At 64.2% G+C, this 18,768-nt stretch carries 19 protein-coding genes; all 19 read left to right on the forward strand.

Annotated elements, in window-relative coordinates:
• Positions 1 to 278 precede the first annotated feature (278 nt).
• Positions 279 to 788, forward strand: a complete 510-nt coding sequence (locus CEX87_RS04285) for an aromatic-ring-hydroxylating dioxygenase subunit beta (RefSeq protein ID WP_011777800.1) — start codon at positions 279 to 281, stop codon at positions 786 to 788.
• A gap of 60 nt (positions 789 to 848) precedes the next feature.
• The gene (locus CEX87_RS04290) at positions 849 to 2,216 is read left to right on the forward strand and encodes a Rieske 2Fe-2S domain-containing protein (RefSeq protein ID WP_094286121.1); all 1,368 of its coding nucleotides are present in this window, start codon (positions 849 to 851) and stop codon (positions 2,214 to 2,216) included.
• 19 nt (positions 2,217 to 2,235) lie between these two features.
• Positions 2,236 to 3,063 carry an SDR family NAD(P)-dependent oxidoreductase gene (locus tag CEX87_RS04295; RefSeq protein ID WP_094286123.1) on the forward strand — a complete coding sequence of 276 codons (828 nt, stop codon included), beginning with the start codon at positions 2,236 to 2,238 and terminating at the stop codon, positions 3,061 to 3,063.
• Positions 3,064 to 3,120: 57 nt separating this feature from the next.
• Positions 3,121 to 4,146 carry a 2,3-butanediol dehydrogenase gene (locus CEX87_RS04300; RefSeq protein ID WP_094286125.1) on the forward strand — a complete coding sequence of 342 codons (1,026 nt, stop codon included), beginning with the start codon at positions 3,121 to 3,123 and terminating at the stop codon, positions 4,144 to 4,146.
• Positions 4,143 to 5,246 (forward strand): beta propeller repeat protein, encoded by a 1,104-nt coding sequence (locus tag CEX87_RS04305; RefSeq protein WP_233151270.1) that lies wholly within the window; start codon positions 4,143 to 4,145, stop codon positions 5,244 to 5,246. Before CEX87_RS04300 ends, CEX87_RS04305 begins: the two co-directional genes overlap by 4 nt.
• An 83-nt stretch (positions 5,247 to 5,329) precedes the next feature.
• Positions 5,330 to 6,424 (forward strand): aromatic ring-hydroxylating oxygenase subunit alpha, encoded by a 1,095-nt coding sequence (locus CEX87_RS04310; RefSeq protein ID WP_233151271.1) that lies wholly within the window; start codon positions 5,330 to 5,332, stop codon positions 6,422 to 6,424.
• Positions 6,418 to 6,915, forward strand: a complete 498-nt coding sequence (locus CEX87_RS04315; protein WP_067395663.1) for an aromatic-ring-hydroxylating dioxygenase subunit beta — start codon at positions 6,418 to 6,420, stop codon at positions 6,913 to 6,915. The genes CEX87_RS04310 and CEX87_RS04315 overlap by 7 nt, the downstream gene beginning before the upstream one ends.
• Positions 6,916 to 6,943: 28 nt before the next feature.
• Positions 6,944 to 7,342: an SCP2 sterol-binding domain-containing protein gene (locus tag CEX87_RS04320; RefSeq protein ID WP_071948733.1), complete on the forward strand. Its 399-nt coding sequence runs from the start codon at positions 6,944 to 6,946 to the stop codon at positions 7,340 to 7,342.
• A 2-nt stretch (positions 7,343 to 7,344) separates the two neighbouring features.
• Positions 7,345 to 7,863, forward strand: coding sequence for a dioxygenase family protein (locus CEX87_RS04325; RefSeq protein ID WP_094286129.1), 519 nt, complete (start codon positions 7,345 to 7,347; stop codon positions 7,861 to 7,863).
• Between the two features lie 155 nt (positions 7,864 to 8,018).
• Positions 8,019 to 8,828: an MlaE family ABC transporter permease gene (locus tag CEX87_RS04330; protein WP_094286131.1), complete on the forward strand. Its 810-nt coding sequence runs from the start codon at positions 8,019 to 8,021 to the stop codon at positions 8,826 to 8,828.
• Positions 8,825 to 9,682 carry an ABC transporter permease gene (locus CEX87_RS04335; RefSeq protein WP_069416750.1) on the forward strand — a complete coding sequence of 286 codons (858 nt, stop codon included), beginning with the start codon at positions 8,825 to 8,827 and terminating at the stop codon, positions 9,680 to 9,682. Before CEX87_RS04330 ends, CEX87_RS04335 begins: the two co-directional genes overlap by 4 nt.
• A 5-nt stretch (positions 9,683 to 9,687) precedes the next feature.
• The gene (locus tag CEX87_RS04340) at positions 9,688 to 11,034 is read left to right on the forward strand and encodes an MCE family protein (RefSeq protein ID WP_094286133.1); all 1,347 of its coding nucleotides are present in this window, start codon (positions 9,688 to 9,690) and stop codon (positions 11,032 to 11,034) included.
• A 57-nt stretch (positions 11,035 to 11,091) separates the two neighbouring features.
• The gene (locus CEX87_RS04345) at positions 11,092 to 12,120 is read left to right on the forward strand and encodes an MCE family protein (RefSeq protein WP_083043738.1); all 1,029 of its coding nucleotides are present in this window, start codon (positions 11,092 to 11,094) and stop codon (positions 12,118 to 12,120) included.
• Complete coding sequence (locus tag CEX87_RS04350) at positions 12,117 to 13,445, forward strand: MCE family protein (RefSeq protein ID WP_094286135.1); 1,329 nt, start codon at positions 12,117 to 12,119, stop codon at positions 13,443 to 13,445. Before CEX87_RS04345 ends, CEX87_RS04350 begins: the two co-directional genes overlap by 4 nt.
• Positions 13,442 to 14,782, forward strand: a complete 1,341-nt coding sequence (locus tag CEX87_RS04355; RefSeq protein WP_094286137.1) for an MCE family protein — start codon at positions 13,442 to 13,444, stop codon at positions 14,780 to 14,782. Before CEX87_RS04350 ends, CEX87_RS04355 begins: the two co-directional genes overlap by 4 nt.
• Complete coding sequence (locus CEX87_RS04360; RefSeq protein WP_094286139.1) at positions 14,779 to 15,918, forward strand: MCE family protein; 1,140 nt, start codon at positions 14,779 to 14,781, stop codon at positions 15,916 to 15,918. Before CEX87_RS04355 ends, CEX87_RS04360 begins: the two co-directional genes overlap by 4 nt.
• Entirely contained in the window at positions 15,918 to 17,372 is a 1,455-nt protein-coding gene (locus CEX87_RS04365; RefSeq protein WP_094286141.1) for an MCE family protein, read from the forward strand. Before CEX87_RS04360 ends, CEX87_RS04365 begins: the two co-directional genes overlap by 1 nt.
• Positions 17,369 to 18,034 carry an Mce protein gene (locus CEX87_RS04370; RefSeq protein ID WP_094286143.1) on the forward strand — a complete coding sequence of 222 codons (666 nt, stop codon included), beginning with the start codon at positions 17,369 to 17,371 and terminating at the stop codon, positions 18,032 to 18,034. The genes CEX87_RS04365 and CEX87_RS04370 overlap by 4 nt, the downstream gene beginning before the upstream one ends.
• A complete protein-coding gene (locus CEX87_RS04375) occupies positions 18,031 to 18,690 on the forward strand; it encodes a hypothetical protein (protein WP_094286144.1) in 660 nt (219 codons plus the stop codon). The genes CEX87_RS04370 and CEX87_RS04375 overlap by 4 nt, the downstream gene beginning before the upstream one ends.
• The last annotated feature ends 78 nt before the right edge of the window (positions 18,691 to 18,768 follow it).

Raw genomic sequence — 18,768 nt, forward strand, 5'->3', positions numbered from 1 at the left:
AGGGCCGCCGCCGCTGTCAAGCCTCGCCAACCACGGCGACGACCGCGCGATACCTCCGGCTTCGTCTGCAAGTTCGCTGGCTGTCGACGACGTGTGCCGTGCGACTGGTTCTGCGAGCGCCGCGGGGCTTGCTGTGGGAGCCGTTTTGGTCGTTGCCCATTTGGAGATGTTGTCTTGACGGGCCGTGTGACGTGACTTACATTCTCTACAGCGGAGGACGCATCTGTTCAGCAGAATATCGAGTCAGTGTTGATGGTCTGGTCGAGGAGTTCGGTGTGATGAACGCGGTTGCGGTCGATCGAGATACCCGTGAGGCCGTCGAGGCGTTCATGTTCCGGGAGGCGGAGCTACTCGATGGAGGGCAGTTCCGAGAGTGGTTGGGTCTGCTCGACCCCGACATCCGGTATGTGGTTCCGGTGCGCACCACCCGTGAGGATTCCGCGGGTTGGGTGGGCGCGATCGCGCACTGGAACGACGACTACACGGGCTTGGAGATGCGGGTCCTCCGGGGCGAGACGGATTTCTCGTGGGCCGAGTCACCTCGGTCGCGGACCCGGCACTTCGTGTCCAACATCCGCACGACTGCCGGACCGGAGGCTGATGAGTTGACCGTGCGCTCAAATCTCTTGTTCTTCCGCAGCCGCGGAGACAGCGGCCGGTGGGAGTTGCTCTCGGCCGAACGCGTCGACGTGTTGCGCCGCACCGACGATTCGCTGCGGCTCGCTCGGCGCGAGGTGTTGCTCGACCACTCGACGTTGCCTATCGACAACCTGTCGGTAGTCCTGTAGGGCCAGCTCCGTTCACCACCTCCGCGTGGATATCGCCGATTCCAGAAAGGGTCCAACCATATGACCACCGAAACAACCGGAACAGCTGACGCGACCGATCCCTACCTGCGGCGCGCGTTGCGGGAGGTAGCGGACGGGCTCAAGGTCGGGCGCTTACCGGCCCGCGTCGTCAGCGATCCCGCGCTACACACGATCGAGATGGAGCGGATCTTCGGGCGCGCCTGGGTGTTTCTCGGACACGAGTCGGAGTTGGCCAAGTCCGGCGACTTCGTCGTGCGGCACATCGGGGCCGATTCGGTGATCGTTTGCCGGGACAACTCCGGCCGCATCCAGGCGCTGTCCAATTCTTGTCGCCACCGTGGTGCGCTCGTGTGCCGCGCTGAGATGGGAAACACCGCGCACTTCCAATGCCCGTACCACGGCTGGGTGTACAGCAACACCGGAGAGCTCGTCGGCGTGCCGGCGATGAGTGAGGCCTATCCCGGCGGCTTCGACAAGTCGCAGTGGGGATTACGTCACATCCCCCACGTCGACTCGTACGCCGGATTCATCTTCGGCAGCGTCGATCCGAAGGCGCCGAGCCTGACCGACTACCTCGGCGACACGACGTTCTACCTCGACCTCATTGCGAAGAAGACAGCGGGCGGTCTGGAGGTGATAGGGGCACCGCATCGATGGGTGATGTCAGCGAACTGGAAGACAGCCGCCGACAATTTTGTCGGCGACTCCTACCACACCCTCTTTGCTCACCGCTCGATGGTCGAGCTAGGCATGGCGCCCGGTGACCCAAACTTCGCGAGCGCACCAGCGGAGATCTCGCTGCAGAACGGCCACGGCGTCGGCGTACTCGGCTTTCCGCCCACGCTCGCCGATTTTCCCGAGTACGAGGGATACCCCGACGAAGTCGTCGACCAGATGGCGACGTCCTACCCGTCGCCGGTACACAAGGACATGATGCGACGCTCAGCCTTTATTCACGGCACCGTGTTCCCGAATTTGTCGTTCATCAACGTGACCATCGCGCCGGACCACATGTCGCCCCCTACCCTCTTCATCACGTTCCGGGTATGGCATCCGCTCTCCCATGATCGGATGGAGATCCTCTCCTGGTTCCTGGTCGAACGCGATGCTCCGGAATGGTTGCGCGATGCGTCCCAGGCGTCCTACGTCAACAACTTCGGCCCAGGTGGGGTTTTCGAACAGGACGACGCCGAGGCATGGAAGGCCATCACCGAATCTGTCCAGGGCCCGTTCGCCGGTGAAGGCCTGCTGAACTACGAAATGGGCATGGACTTGACTCCGCTCACCGACTGGCCAGGGCCGGGAGAGGCCCTCCCGAGCGGGTACGCCGAGCAGAATCAGCGGCGGTTTTGGGGGAGATGGCTGGAATACATGGGTCAGCCTCCCGCATTCGGCGGGCGTGCTTGATGAAGCTTCTGCCCAGGCTATGCGCGAAGTGCGCCCGTTCACCAATCGGCGCCGCGTGAGTGCCGTGAAGGCGGGGGACCGCCGGGTCGCAATTGTCACTGCCGCCGCCGCGGGAATCGGTAAGGCGATCGCCCTGCGGTGGTGCCGCGAAGGTGGGTGCTGTGTCATGGCCGACACCGACGGCGAGGGCCTCGATGCGGCCGTGCATGAATTGGCCGAGTCCGGCGCGGCGGTTTGCGGCGTCGCCGGCGACGTTTGCCTCAGCGATGTTGCAAACAGTGTCGTCGAACGGGCGCTGACCGAGTTCGGGCGGCTCGACACACTGTTCAACGTCGTCGGCGGGAGCCTGGCTCGCAACGTGGAGGAGATCAGCGAGGAGCAGTGGCGCAGCCAGATCGACATGAACCTCGGCAGTGTCTTTCAGATGTCCAAACCCGTCATCCCACTCCTGCGCCAGGGTGGCGGCGGGTCGATCGTCAACGTCGCGTCGACGGCCGGGATCCTCGCCGAGAACAGGTGCTCCGCCTACAGCGCAAGCAAAGGCGGGGTCGTGCTGCTCACGAAGAACATGGCCCTCGACTTCGCCCGCGACAACATCCGCGTGAACGCGATCGCCCCCGGGGGCACCCGCACGCCGAGGATCGAACGGTTCCTGGCCGAGCACCCCGAACACGCCTTGATGATGGTGGACCTCTGCGCGATGCAGCGTTTCGCAGGACCAGACGAGATCGCGGCGCCGGCTGTGTTTCTTGCCTCGCCCGAGGCGTCCTACATCACCGGTGCCGTACTGCCGGTCGACGGAGGCATGACCGCCGGCGTCACTTTCCGGGCGTTCGAGGCGGTATGAGCATGATCCCCAACCGCTGGAATCTACACCGGACCCACGAAAGCACCGCGAGCTGAGATGGAAGCGATCGTTCTCAACGGCACCAACGACGTCGGTCTGACGTCGGTGCCAGACCCGGCGCCGCAGGACGGTGAGGTCATCATCGAAGTGGCGGCGACAGGGCTGTGTGGAACTGACCTCCACGAGTATGTCGCGGGGCCCACCTTCTCGCAGCCGCCGGTGGTGCTCGGTCACGAGGTCTCGGGCCGGATCGTGGAGGTCGGAGCGGGCGTCGACCAATCCCGCATCGGGGAGGGCGCCGCGGTGATCCCGATGGATTTCTGCGGGAGCTGCCACTACTGCCACCGGTCGCTCTACCACTTGTGCCAGCGCCCAGGATGGATCGGCTTCACCCGAAACGGAGGCCTCGCGAACTACGTCGCAGTGCCCTCTCGGCTCGCAGTCCGAGTGCCGGACGTGGTGGACCTCGAGGAGGCGGCGCTGACCGAGCCGACGGCGGTGGCGTTCCACGCGGTGCGGCGAGCGGAACTGCTCCTCGGCGAAACGGTGATGGTCCTCGGTGCCGGGGCACTCGGGCTCACCGTGATCCAGTGCGCACGCGCGGCCGGAGCTGCGCGAATCTTCGTCACGGAACCAAGCGGCGTGCGGGCCAGCCTGGCGCGCGACCTCGGCGCCACGTTGGTGCTCGATCCGCATGACCCCGGGACCACCGCGTGCATCCTGGAGGAGACCCGCGGTGTAGGGGTGGACGTGGTCTTCCATGTGGCGGGCAGCGCGGAGGCGTTCACACAGGGCCTGGACTGCCTCCGCAAACAGGGCCGTTTCATGGAGATGTCGTCGTGGCCCGGCGCGGCCTCGCTCGATGTCAACCGCCATCTGCTCAAGGAGATTCAGCTCCGGATGGTTTTCGGTTACGACATGTTCGACGATTTCCCGGCCGTTCTCGCCCTGATCGCCGACGGAAAACTCGCGCTCGCGCCGCAAATCACCGCTCGAGTCCCGCTGGACCGCGCCGTCAAGGAGGGATTGGGCGGGCTATTGGAGGGCCGGGAGGGTCTGGTCAAGGTGCTGGTGAAGCCGTGAGTGAGGGAGGCTTGATGGTCGTCGCCGCGACAAGCCGCGGTGTATTCACCGTGTCCGGCGACGGCAAGGCCCGGGCCTGGCCCGAGTTGCCGGGGCAGGTCATGGCCATGGCTGTCCAGGACGAGCGCGTCGCCGTCGCCGTCCACAAGCACGGCGTGTTTCTCGCCACCGCGGGCGCAGACCACTGGACTGACCTCGGCGATGGCCTCGCCCACCGCGACGTGCGCGCGCTGGCGTTCGATCCGCACACGCCCAACGCGCTCTACGCCGGAACAGAACCAGCGCACTTGCTGCGGTGGCAAGACGGGATCTGGGCCGAGTGTGGAAACGTCCTCGGCGTACCCGAAGCGAAAAGGTGGAGCTTCCCCATCCGCCCGGGAATCGCGCACGTCCGTACCATCGCCGTGCACCCACTAGAAGCTGACGTCGTCTACGTCGGCATTGAAGTTGGATCCCTCCTGATCACCCGGGACCGGGGACAGACGTGGGAGGAGATCGATGGCCTCGGTCACGACATCCACCGCGTGGTCCTGCACCCGGAAGCTCCCGACCGGCTCATCGTCACCACCGGCCAAGACACCAAGCCTTACCGCGGCGGCAAGGGCATTTACCGCAGCACCGACCGCGGATCGAGCTGGGTGCAGTCCAACAACGGACTTGGCGAGCGCAACTACACCGAAGACGCGATCGTGGTGCATCCCGCCGACCCCGACGTGGTGTTCCTCGCCGCGGCCGACGGCATCCCACCGAAGTGGGCTGCAGTGCGCCGGCTGGTGATGGGCGTGATCAACGGCAACGTCTATTTCTTGTCGCCGTCCAAACTGCGCCGACGCCGCGGCGCCGACGTGGGATTCTTCCGCAGCAACGACGGTGGCGCCTCCTGGGTACGGCTGGATAGCGAGGACGACCGCGGCCTGTTCGACATGGTCTGGGCGCTGGAAGGCGAGCTCACTGAAGGCGGCGAGCTGCTGCTGTACCACGGCACCACGGCGGGTGGGCTTTACGTGTCGGAAGACGAGGGCCACACCTGGAAGTGCCTGGCCGACGGCCTGGGCGCGATCACCCACATCGCGACGCCGAAGAAGGGAACAGCGCAGTGAAGCTTGGACCGACGCTGGAGTTCGACCACATACAGCCGGCGATCCGGAAACGGTTCACCTCTGCAGCGGACATCCCCAAAGAGGTGTTCAGCGACCCCGACGTCTACCGGGAAGAGCTCACCCGCATCTTCTATGGCCCCTACTGGCATCCGATCGCGCACCGGGCCGAGCTGGCCGAGCGCAACGCCTTCCGGACGAGATGGCTGGCCGACGTGCCGCTGCTGATGGTGCGAGACGGCGATGACCGCATCCGCGTGTTCGTCAACTCCTGCGCCCATCGGGGAACGCTACTGGAACAGCGCCGGTGCGGGGTGGCGGAGCGATTCGAGTGTCCGTATCACCGGTGGCTCTTCAACAATGACGGCCGTTTCGCCGGCGCGCCCCGCCGCATGCAGTTTCGCCCGGACTTTCGCGAGGAGGACTACGGCCTCCGGGAGCTGCACGCAGTCGAGGCGTGGGGTTTGATCTTCGTCAGCATGGCTGCGCAGCCGCCGCCGTTCGACGATTATCTCGGCGATAGCGCGGATCCGTTGCGCGACTGCATGGTCGATGACGGGAACTTGACGTTGCTGGGCTACCAGACGGTGGTGTTTCAGAGTAATTGGAAAACCTACATCGACAACGATCCCTATCACGCGCCGCTGCTGCACAGCGCATTCAAACTGCTCAACTGGCAGGGCGGCAGCGGAAACGTCTTGGTCAGCAAGCCCTATGGGCACATGTCGATTCTGTACGATGCGCAACCCTACGTGGACAACGGTTTCCTGGCTGACCCGAGTGTGGTCACGCGGATGGGGGATGACAGCCGAGCCCGCGTGATTGCGTTACGGCCGGTTACCGGGATCGTGCGTCACGTCGACACAATCAACATCCGGTACGCCCGCCCGCTGGGGGTTGATCGAACCGAGGTGCGCTACACGTTCTTCGGCCATGCCAGTGACTCCGAGGACTTCGCACGCCACCGAGTCCGCCAGTCGTCAAACCTGCTGGGGCCGAGCGGCTTCATCAGTATCGAGGACGCCGCCGTCTACAACCGCGTGCAGGCGACCGCGCGGGACGGCGGCTATCAGCGCTTTGTCGCCGGCGTCGGCCGACCATTGTCGGAGTCGTCGCAGAACGACGAGGTCGCCAATACCGGCTGGTGGGCGCACTACCAGGAGGTGATGGAGTTTTGCTGAAATCGAGCGTCGAAGATCGGCGGGCACGTGCCGCGTACCTGGTGGACGAACTGCTGGCAGCCTACGCCCGCGCAGTCGACGATCAAGACTTCACCGCGTGGCTTGCCCTGTTCGCGACGGAATGTGCCTACGAGGTGCGCGCGATGGAGAACGTCCGTGAGGGGCTGCCGCTGGCGTACATGATGGACGATTGCCGAGAACGGCTGGCCGACCGCGTGAAGATGATCCAGGAGGTCTGGGCGGGCACGGTCGAACCCTACGACACCCGCCACTTTCAGCAGCGTACGGCGATGCGTGAGCTCGGCGAAGACCGCTGGGAGGTACGGTCCAACGTCCTCGTCACCTACACCGGCGCCTCCGGCGAGCCGGGGATTCTGGTCAGCGGCTACAGCGAAGACGTCGTCGTCCTTGACGATGAAACCGCGCTGTTTCAGCAGAAATTCGTGGTGGTGGACAACACTCCGCCGCGCTATCTCGTGTACCCCGTTTGACTCGTCGACCGAAGGAGTGGATTAGATAATGACTGCCGTTGCGTTGATGTCGCCCGAGTGGGCACGCGCGTACCGCGACCTGTGGAACGACTCGGCCGAGATCCGGCAGGGTGCCAAAGAATTGAGCATGCTGATCGAATGGCGAGTACAGGACGCCAACGACCAGGTCTCACAGTTGGAGATCACCGATGGTGAGGCCATCTACGGCGGGGTGCAGATCGAAGGGCGAAAGCCTGACTTCGTTCTGACTGCAACCGCGAGCGTCTGGCACCGGGTCGCGGACGGCGAGCTCGGCGTAGCGAACGCCATCGCGACGCGCAAGATCAAATTCGTGGGCCCGGTCAAGGTGGCGATGGCGAACATGGCGGTGCTCGGCGCCGGACTCCGCCTCCTAGGTCAGGTCGACGGACTCGTCTGGGGAGACTGAACATGGCAGCTTCTCCACGGTGGCAGTGCGACCGGGCGGCGGGCGCGTCCGGGGCCATTCAGTTTCACGGGGTGATTACGGATGAAGATGGTCGACCAGTTCCTAACGTCCTGATCGAGACCTGGCACGCCGCGGGGGACGACGACAACGCGGCGACGAAGATCGGACGGCCGCGGTGCGACGGCCGGAACTACACCCGCCCAAAGAGCGTCATCACCGACCAACAGGGTCGTTACAGCATGAGAATGGTGCCGCCTCGAGCACCCGAGCACGGGGCAGCGCCGTTCATTGCGGTGTCGGTGCATGCTCGAGGGCTTCTCGATCGGCTGATCACCCGCGCCTACCTTCCAGGGTGCCATCTCGCCAAGGACTCCCTGCTCCGCCGCCTGCCCGCCGAGCGGCGGCAAGCCCTGATTGCCACCCGCGACGACATCGGACTTCGTTTCGACATCACGCTGCGGCCAGCACACGGCGTGAGGGTTGAAACCTTTGTTGAGCCGCAACAGGAAGCTGCGACGTGACCGTGTTGCCGGCTTCAGCCGATCGGGGGCGGTCCGGCCTCACCATGCCTGCTGTCATCGACGCATTTCGGCCGTGCTGTTGGGGTAGGCCTAGCCACGGTGAGGGAGATTCCGGTCCCAGACGCGCACCTCAGCAACCTTATGGGGGCTTCTGAGTGAAGGGCTTTTCGCTCCGTAGCAAGGTTGAGAACCTCCCGACAGCGGCTGACGTCAAAGCTCTGAAACCACTCAGCATCGTTGGCGGGCTCTACGCGATGACGCTGGACATGTTCGTCGCGATGTTCAAACCACCCTTCCAATGGCGCGAGTTCCTCCTCCAGACATGGTTCGTGGCGCGGGTTTCCCTGGTCCCAGCGCTGACGTTGTCGATTCCCCTCGTTGTCCTCACGTCATTCACCTTCAACACGTTGCTCGGCGAATTCGGCGCCGCAGACTTCTCAGGAACCGGCGCAGCATTGGGCGCGGTCAACCAGATCGGCCCCTTCGTGACTGTCCTCGTCGTCGCAGGTGCCGGCGCTTCGGCGATGTGCGCCGATCTCGGGTCGCGCACGATCCGCGAAGAAGTCGATGCAATGCGGGTCCTCGGCCTTGACCCGATTCATTCCCTTGTCGTCCCTAGAGTGCTGGCGACGACGGTGGTCGCCGTGCTCCTGTCATCTGTCGTGACCGTTACTGGGCTCCTTGGCGCTTTCTTATTTTCGGTGTACTTCCAGCACGTGACTCCCGGGTCATTCGTTGCGAGTATGACGCTGATCACCGGTCTCGGCGATGTCCTCGTGTCTCTGGTCAAGGCCACGCTGTTCGGTTTCGTGGCGGGTCTGATCGCCTGCTACCAAGGCTTGCGAGTGCAAAAAGGCGCGGCCGGCGTGGGTAACGCGGTCAACGAAACCGTTGTGATCGCGTTCTTGCTGCTGTTCGTCGTCAATGCCATCGTCACCGCGGTCGGATTCGAGGTCACGAAATGAGCACAAGCGCGGTCTTAAGGCAAAGATATCCCCGCAGTGCTCGCGTTTTGAGTCAGTGGAGGGCCGGGTGGAGAGAGCTTGGCGAGCAGGCCCGCTTCTACGGTCAGTCGATCAGCTCGACCGTGCAGGCGGCCACGACCTACCGTGCCGAGGTGCTACGCCAGATCGCCGCGATTGGTCTCGGCGCAGGATCCTTGGCGGTGGTGGGTGGCACAGTCGCTGTCGTCGCCTTCCTGAACTTGTCGACCAGCGCCGCTCTGGCGAGTCAGGCCTTCAACCAGATGTCGCAAGTCGGCGTGGAAGCGCTGGCCGGCTTCACGTCGGCGTTCGTCAACGTTCGGTTGGTCACCCCGGCCAGCTCGGCCTTCGCGTTCGCCGCCACGATCGGTGCTGGTACCACCGCGCAGCTCGGTGCGATGAAAATCAACGAGGAGGTCGACGCGCTCGCGGTGATGGGCATCCGGCCGATCGCCTACCTAGCCTCAACTCGTCTGCTCGCCGGCGTGATCGTGGTCGTCCCGCTGTACTGCGTGGCCTTGTTGATGTCGTTCTTCGCGGTGCGGGTCATCACCACCGCGTTCTATGGGCAGGGGTCCGGAGTGTTCGGCCATTACTTCGACACCTTTCTCAGTCCGCAAGCCGTGTTCTTCTCCTTCGCCGTCACGGTCGCCGCAGCGCTGGTGATCCTGCTGATCCACACGTACTACGGACTCAACGCCACTGGCGGTCCCGCCGGTGTGGGTGAGGCGGTCGGGCGCGCGACCCGGACGTCGCTGATCGCCTCGCAGATGGTGATTCTCTTGGTCACTCTGGCTCTCTACGGCCAGACCGGCACCTTCAACTACGCGGGGTGAGGCGCATGGCTGACGGTACGGGTGCTCGGCGGATCTCCCCCGGGTGGTGGGCGATGTTGCTGGTCACGGGCATCGTGGCGGCGGTGGTGCTGAGTCTGGCCATGTTCAACAGGACGTTCACCCCGACCGTGCCGGTGACCCTGACAGCGGACCGCTCGGGTCTGGTGCTGGAGCCCAACTCGCGGGTCAAGATGCGCGGGGTGCAGATCGGCCGCGTCAGCGCGGTCACCGGCGGGGATGCCCCGCGCATCCAGCTGGCCATCGACCCCGACCAGATCCGACACATCCCGGCCAACGTCCAGGCACGCATCCAATCCATGTCCTTGTTCGGGGCGAAGTACGTCGACCTTGTCTACCCACCCGACCCCAGCCCGCAGCGGCTGTCCGCGGGAGCAGTATTGACATCACAGAACACCGCCACCGAGGTCAACACCGTGTTCCAAAATGTGGTGCAGCTGATCAAGACGATCGACCCGCTCAAGCTCAACGCCGTACTTAGCGCGCTCGCCGAAGGGGTGCGAGGACAAGGCGACAGGATCGGTGAAGCGATCACCGCGAGCAATCAAGTTCTACTTGAGCTGAATCCACGCACCGACACTGTGCGCGAGGACTTCCGCGCGCTCAAAGGTGTCAGCGACACTTACAGTGCGGCAGCCAAGGACATCATCGACACCGTAGCCGCGGCGACCACCACCAGCGCAACAATCACCAGCCACGCTCAGCAACTCGACACGCTGCTGCTCAACGTGGTGGGGCTATCCCGCAGCGGAATCGACCTGCTAGGCGCCAGCAAAGACAACCTGGTGAAAGCGGTCAACCTGCTGGAACCCACAACGAACTTGCTGATGAAGTACAACCCTATGCTCACCTGCTTGTTTGTTGGCGCCAAGACCACACTCGACACCGGCTATGCCGACATGCTCGGCGGAAACGGCAAGTCTCTCATCATGGACGCTGCGCTGCTGCTGGGAGACGATCCATACCGTTATCCGGACCATCGGCCCATCAACGCCGCCAAGGGCGGGGAAGGTGGTAAGCCCAGCTGCGGCTCGCTGCCCGACGTCGCCCAGGACTTCCCGGTGCGCCAGCTGATCGCCAATACCGGGTTCGGCACCGGACTAGATTGGCGACCCAATCCCGGCATCGGCTTCCCCGGGTACGCCAACTATTTCCCGGTGACTCGGGCGGTCCCCGAACCGCCGAGCATCCGTTACCCGGGCGGCCCAGCACCCGGACCGATCCCCTACCCCGGTGCACCGCCCTACGGCGCTCCCCAGTACGGCCCCGACGGAACGCCCCTCTATCCCGGTGTCCCGGTCCCGCCACCGCCCTCCGCAGGACCCACACCGTGACCGCCGGCCGCGCAGATCGTCGAAAAATACCTGTAAACGTCGGAGGGGAGCATCGCCGTGACCAATAAGATGTCGGCCGTCTTGTGGCGCCTCGGAATCTTCGTGGTCGTGTGCGCTCTGGGTGCCTTCGCCCTCATCGCCGTCTTCGCGCAGCTGCGCTTCGAGCGCGAACAGCGCTACACCGCTGTGTTCGCGAATGTCAGCGGACTGACGAGCGGCGACTTTGTCCGCATCGCCGGTGTCGAGGTCGGCAAGGTCAGAACCCTCACTGTCCGGGATGATTCCACCGTGGCGGTCGAGTTCGGGGCCGACGACTCGGTGGTACTCACCGACGGCAGCCGCGCTGTCATCAAATACGACAACCTGATCGGCGACCGTTACCTGGCGATCGAGGAAGGCGCGGGCGGAACCACGAAACTGCGGCCCGGCGACGCAATCCCGTTGGACCGCACCGCGCCGGCACTGGATCTCGACGCCGTGATCGGGGGCTTCCGGCCTCTGCTGAACGCGCTAGACCCCACCCAAGTCAACACCCTCACCAGCCAGCTCATCGCAGCCTTTCAGGGGCAAGGCGCCACGATCGGTTCCATACTGGCTCAGACCGCAGCGCTAACGAACACCCTGGCCGACCGGGACGAGCTCATCGGGCAAACCATCGTCAACTTGAACGTGGTGTTGGGATCGCTGGCCGGGCACAGCGACCAGTTCGGCAAGGCCATCGACTCACTGTCGCAGCTCGTGCACGGACTTCAAGCCCGTAAACAGGACATTAGCAACGGAGTGGCCTACGCCAACGAGGCCGCCCGCTCGATCGCCGACCTTCTCGCCCAAGCACGACCACCGCTGCAGAAAACGGTCCATGAAACCGATCGCACCGCGACCGCTGTGCTCGCCGATCGCGACTATTTCGACAACCTCCTGAACACCCTGCCCGACACATATCGGGTAATGCTCCGGCAAGGTCTCTACGGCAACTACTTCACCTTCTACCTGTGCGATCTGCTGCTGAAAGTCAATGGGAAGGGTGGGCAGCCGGTGTACATCAAACTGGTCGAACAATCCAGCGGTAGGTGCACGCCCCAATGAAGACCTTCAGCGAGCGCAACGTCATTGTCATCGGCGCCATCGGTGTCCTTCTCACCGCGGCTATCGTCGCTGGTGCGCTCAACTACAACAAGCTGCCGTTCGTTTCCTCCGGCAAGAGCTATTCGGCGTATTTCGACGAGGCCGGCGGACTGACCACCGGCGCCCCGGTGCGGGTGTCGGGGGCTCCCGCCGGCCAAGTGCAGAGCATCACCCTCGACGGGCAGTGGGTACTGGTCACGTTCACGGTAGCCGACGGCATCCGGCTGGGCGACCGTACCGAGGCTGCGGTCAAGACGACCAGTGTGCTCGGCAATAAGGTCCTCGACCTAACCAGCCGCGGCGCCGGGACGCTTGCGGGCACCATCCCCGTTGAGCGGACCACTTCGCCGTATCAGTTGCCGGACGCTATCGGAGACCTCACGACCACCATCAGCGGACTCGACACCGGCCAGCTGTCCGCCTCGCTGGCAGTGCTGTCCCAGACCCTCCAAGACACCCCCGACGATCTGCGGTTCGCCGTCGCCGGGATCGCCCGCTTCTCGGAAACCCTCAACCAGCGCGACGCCCAGCTGCGCGACTTACTGGCCCATGCCGCCAAGGCGACGACCGTCCTGGGCGAACGCAGCAACGACATCGTGCGGCTGATCTCCGACACCAACGCGGTGTTGGCGCAGCTGCGCACCCAAAGCGCAGCGCTCGACGAGATCTCGACCAGCATCTCCGCGGTAAGTCGCCAACTCGCGGGCTTCATCGCCGAGAACAAGACAACACTCAAACCCGCCCTCGAGAAACTAAACGGGGTTCTCGCGATCCTCGACAACCGGAAAGCTCAGATCCAAGAATCCATCAAGGGTCTGGCCGCCTACGCGATGCAGTTCGGCGAGACTATCGCAGCCGGCCCCTTCTTCAACGCCTACCTCGCCAACCTCGTGCCCGGACAGTTCATCCAACCGTTCGTCGATGCGGCGTTCTCCGATCTCGGTCTGGATCCCAACGTGCTCTTACCTTCTGAGCGCACCGACCCTCAGGTGGGCCAGCCCGGCACCCCGGCGCTGCCGATTCCGTATCCGAGGACCGGCCAAGGGGGCGACCCCAAACTGACTCTGCCCGACGCGATCACCGGAAACCCGGGTGATCCCCGCTACCCGTATCGCGAATCGGTACCGGCCCCTCCGCCAGGTGGTCCCCCACCAGGTCCGCCGGCACCGCCACCACCCGATCAGCAGGCCCCGCAGCCGCCGACCCCAAGCCCGGTCGTCGTGCCGGCGCCCGACGAAGTCGCGCCGGGACCAACAGATTCCTCGATCCCCCAAGGCAGACGATGACGAACTCTCGGACCAAACTCGGATTGGCAATCATTTTGGTCAGCCTCGTCGTGGGCGGCGCGATTGCGGTGACACGCGCGGCACACGAGCTCGATCGTGTTCACGTCGTCGCCTACTTCGACAACAGCAACGGTGTGTTCGTCGGCGACGACGTCCGCATCAAGGGCGTCCGCGTCGGCAGGATCGAGGCCATCGAACCGCAACCCACACAGGTCAGAATCACCTTCTGGTTCGACGCGAAATACCCGGTGCCCGCCGACGCCAAAGCCGTGATCTTATCCCCGACACTGGTCACGTCCCGTGCCATCCAATTAACCCCGGGCTACGCTGGTGGCCCGACGCTGCAGAACAACGCGACCATCCCCCGGGCGCGCACCGCTGTTCCGGTGGAGTTCGACGAATTCCGCCAACAGCTCGAACGGCTGACCGCTTTGCTGCAGCCCACCGAGCCGGGCGAAGTGAGCACGCTGGGCTCCCTGGTGAACACCGCCGCCGACAACTTGCGCGGTCAGGGTCCGGCGATCCGCGACGCCATCATCAGGCTGTCCCAATCGGTGTCCGCGCTCGCCGATCACAGCCCGGACATCTTCACCAGCGTCAGAAACCTGTCGACACTGGTCTCGGCGCTGCAGGACAGCACCGTCCTGATACGTCAGCTGAATCAGAACCTTGCGTCGGTCACCGGGCTTTTGGCCAACGAGCCCACCGAAGTCGGGGACGCGGTGAAAAACCTCAATGACGTGGTGGGCGAGGTGACCGCGTTCGTCGCCGCAAACCGCGACACGATCGGCGCCACCTCGGACAAGTTGACGTCGGTTTCACAGGCGCTGACAGACAGCACCGACGACATCGAACAGCTGCTGCACATCGCGCCGACGACGCTGTCCAACGCCGCCAACCTCTACCAGCCCGCCCAGGGCACGCTCACCGGAGCTCTTAATGTCGCCAACTTCTCCGATCCGATCACCTTTTTGTGCGGCGCAGTGCAGGCCGCCTCGCGACTGAACAACGAGCAGTCGGCGAAATTATGTGTGCAGTACTTGGCGCCGATCATCAAGAACCGCCAATACAACTTCCCGCCGATCGGGGTCAACCCCTTCGTCGGTGCGACTGTTCGACCGAATGAAGTCACCTACAGCGAGGATTGGATGCGCCCGGACTACGTTCCGCCGCAGCCGACGCTGCCGGCCGCGACCGGCGCCGACCCGGACGCGCCGCCACCGCTTACCGGGCCAGCGCTGCCGGCCGAAGTGCCGATTCCCGGCCCGTCGAATCGGCAGACCGACCCAGCCGCCGGGTTGCCCGGCATGATGATTCCAACCGGGGGCGGCTCATGACATGCACGAGGCCTGCCCGCGCCGCCGCGGTGATCATGATCGCGCTGACCGTCGCCGGGCTGTCGGGATGCGGCTTTCGCGGGTTGAACTCCTTTCGGCTGCCCGGGACGCAAGGCCACGGGCAGGGCTCCTACACGATTCAGGCCGAAATGCCCGATGTCGAAACCCTTCAGCCGAACTCACGTGTCCGCGTGGGCGACGTCAATGTGGGCACCGTCACGAAGATCGAGCGTCGAGGCTGGCATGCGCTGCTCACACTCGCACTCAACGGCGACGTCGACCTTCCCGCCAACTCGACCGTGTCGTTGGGTCAAACCAGCCTGCTGGGCTCACTGCACATCGAGTTGGCACCCCCCACCGATGTTCGTCCCGCGGGAGAACTCCGGGCCGGTTCACTGATCCCGTTGACCTCAGCTGGAGCTTACCCGTCTACCGAACAGACCCTGGCGTCGGTATCCCTCCTGCTCAACGGTGGCGGAGTGGGGCAAGTACAGGACATCACCACCGCCCTCACGTCTGCGCTGGGAGGCCGCGAAGCCGACTTCCGCAGCCTGCTTACACAATTGGACACCTTCACCGCGAACGTCAACGGTCAAATCGGCGACATCATCGCAGCCACCCAGAGCCTCAACGATCTGGTCGCCCAGTTCGCGGCGCAAAAGCCGATCATCGACAAGGCCCTGGAAACAATCCCCGACGCGCTGGCGGTTATCAACGCCGAACGCGATCAGCTGGTGGAGGCGGTCGACCAGCTCGGCAAATTCAGCGCGCTGGCCGCCGACACGGTCAACCAGTCCCAAGATTCGTTGATCCAGATCCTGAACGACATGGGACCGGTACTGGAATCACTGGCTAACGCTGGCCCGGCGCTGACCCGGTCCCTGAACCTGTTCACCACGATTCCGTTCGTGAAAGACAACCTGACCAAGTGGTGGCGCGGTGACTACGCCAACATCACCACGATCGTGGACCTGACTTTGAGTCGTATCGACGCGGGGCTGTTCACCGGTACCCGGTTCGAAGGGCACCTCACCGAACTGGAATTGCAGTGGGGCCGCACGATCGGACAACTGCCCAGCCCCTACACCGCGCGAAACCCGTTGATCGTCCCCTACCGGCTGGATCAAGGACCGTAATGTACCTGAGCAAACGAGTCCGGCTGCAACTGGCCATCTTCGCCATGGTGACCGTGGTGGCCGGTGGAAGCATGGCCTTCGCCTATCTTCGGCTGCCAAGCCTGCTCTTCGGTGTCGGCCGCTACCAAGTCACCATGAAGCTTCAGGACGCAGCAAGCCTGTACCGCGACGCCAACGTCACCTACCGGGGCACAACGGTGGGCCGGGTCTCAGACGTCCGCCTCAGCGACGGCGGGGTCGACGCCATGCTGTCGCTGCAATCGGACACCAAGATCCCAGCAGACCTCGATGCCCACGTGGGCAGCCAGACCGCGGTCGGCGAGTTGTTCGTCGACCTCGTGCCGCGAAGCGGTGACGGTGCGCCGCTGAAGAACGGCGACGTCATCCCGGCCGACCGCACCTCGGTGCCCCCCGACATCAACGCCTTGCTACGCGCGGTCAACACCGGTGTTCAGGCGATCCCCCGCGACAACCTCACGACGGTCATCGACGAGTCCTACATCGCTTTCGGCGGCCTGGGTCCCGACCTGGCCCGGCTGACGCGGGGCGCCACCACGCTGGCCATCGACACGCGCAACAACCTACCCGCCCTGACCACCCTCATCGACGACGCCAAACCCATCCTCGACACCCAAACCGAAACCTCCGATTCCATCCAGACCTGGGCGAGTAACCTCGCTCAAGTCACCAATCAGCTGCAGCTGCAGGATGAATCGGTGCAGGGCTTACTGGTCAACGGACCCCCCGCCGCAGACCAGGTACGTCAGCTCTTCGACCGGGTACAGCCCACCCTGCCCATCCTGCTGGCCAATCTGGTCAGCCTCGGGCAGGTGGCGCTGACCTATCAACCCAACCTCGAGCAGATCCTCGCCCTGTATCCGATCGAGATCGCCGGCCTCCAGGGTGCCGCGCTGGCCAACCGGAACACCAAACAGGACTACAAAGGCCTGTTCCTGTCGTTCAACCTGAACCTCAATGTGCCGCCGCCGTGCAGAACGGGATACCTACCTGCCCAACAACAACGCGCACCGTCTGAAGTGGATTATCCACCGAAGCCGCCAGGTGACTTGTACTGTCGGATCCCGCAGGAGTCCGGCCTCACGAACGTCCGCGGGGCCCGCAACCTGCCGTGTGTGACTCGGCCGGGGAAGCGCGCGCCGACGGTGAAGATGTGCGAGAGCGACGAGAACTACGTACCGCTCAATGAGGGCACCAACTGGAAAGGTGATCCGAACGCGACGCTGTCCGGTCAGCCGGTTCCGCAGCCGCCGCCAGACCCGCCCCCCCCTGTGCCGGTGACCGCCCCGATTGCGGTCGCCGAGTATGACCCGAGCACCGGCAGCTACATCGGACCTGATGGCAAGCAGTACAGGCAAGCGGATTTGGGCCAGAGTGCTGTCGGGCAGCACACCTGGCAGGACATGCTGCTTCCGCCAAAGGACGGTAAACCGTGAGCATGCACACCGCCGACGACCCCCCCGGCGACGATCCCACACTGTGCTCGCCTGTCCCTGATGACACCCTCGATGTCGGCGTCGACAAGGGCGCTGGTGGTGCGGGCGCCGACAGCAAGGACCCCGAAGTCGTCGACGGCAAACACCAGCGGGACACCTCTCGCGCTTGGCGCAACCGAATGCAGCCGCAGCGACTGGCGCTTGTGATGGGATTGGTAGCAGCGTTGACGATGGCCGCACTGACCAGTTGGCTCGGCTTCCAGACCTACCAAGCGCATCAGGCCGCCGAACAACGTCAGCTATTCGTGCAGGTCGGACGGCAAGGCGCACTGAATCTGACCACGATCGACTGGCAGCACGCCGACGTCGAAGTAAAGCGCATTCTCGACTCGGCTACCGGCACGTTCTACGACGAGTTCTCCCAGCGGTCACAGCCGTTCATCGACGTGGTCAACAAGGTGAAGTCCAAATCGGTGGGCACCATTACCGAGGCCGGCTTGGAATCGCATTCCCGTGACACGGCCCAGGTGCTGGTCGCGGTCAGCGTGAAGACCACTGTCGGCGATGGGCCAGAACAGGAACCCCGGTCATGGCGAATGCGCGTCACGGTGCAGAAAGTCGGCAACGATGCGAAGGTCGCCGACGTGGAGTTCGTGGTATGAGGAATTCACCAGCGAAAGTCGAGCCCGATGACGGCGACGCCGCCCACTCCGCCGGAGCCGACGACCAACCACCAACACCCGGGAAAACACCGAACAGCGCGTCGGGATGCGAGGCCGCCGTAGCACCAGAACGCTTGAACCGCAATGATATTGCCTCGACAGACAATCGTCGCGGCACTTTCGTGCGGATGCTCGGATTCTGGCTCTTGCCCTCTATCGCGTTGTTGTCCGCGCTGGGCGCGGCCTACTTCAAGTATCAAGAAGGGACCGCCGGTGACGAGGATCGCGCCCGCGTTGAAACCGTTCAGGTCGCCACCGAAGCTACGGTCGCGATGCTGTCCTACACACCCGAAACGGCAGCCGAGAAATTGAAGGCTGCGCGGGATCAACTGACGGGACCATTTCGCGGTTCATACACATCGTTGACTGAGGATGTCGTGATTCCTGGGGCGCAGCAGCAACGAATCTCAGCCACCGCCAGGGTGTCAGCCGCCGCCTCCGTCTCCGTAAGCAAGAACCGTGCCATCGTCATGGTGTTCGTCGACCAAACCACCACTGTGGGCAAAGACGCGCCGACAGAGACCGACTCCGTAGTCCAGGTCAGCCTCGACAAGGTCGGATCCCACTGGTTGATATCGGGTTTCGAGCCGAAATGAGCACCATCCCAACTTCAAGGTCGGCTGGTGGCCCTCGAGTCCGCCGATAGCAGCGTGTGAGGAGTGACCTTGAGTGCC

This window comes from Mycobacterium lehmannii, assembly GCF_002245535.1.
Lineage (GTDB): Bacteria > Actinomycetota > Actinomycetes > Mycobacteriales > Mycobacteriaceae > Mycobacterium > Mycobacterium lehmannii.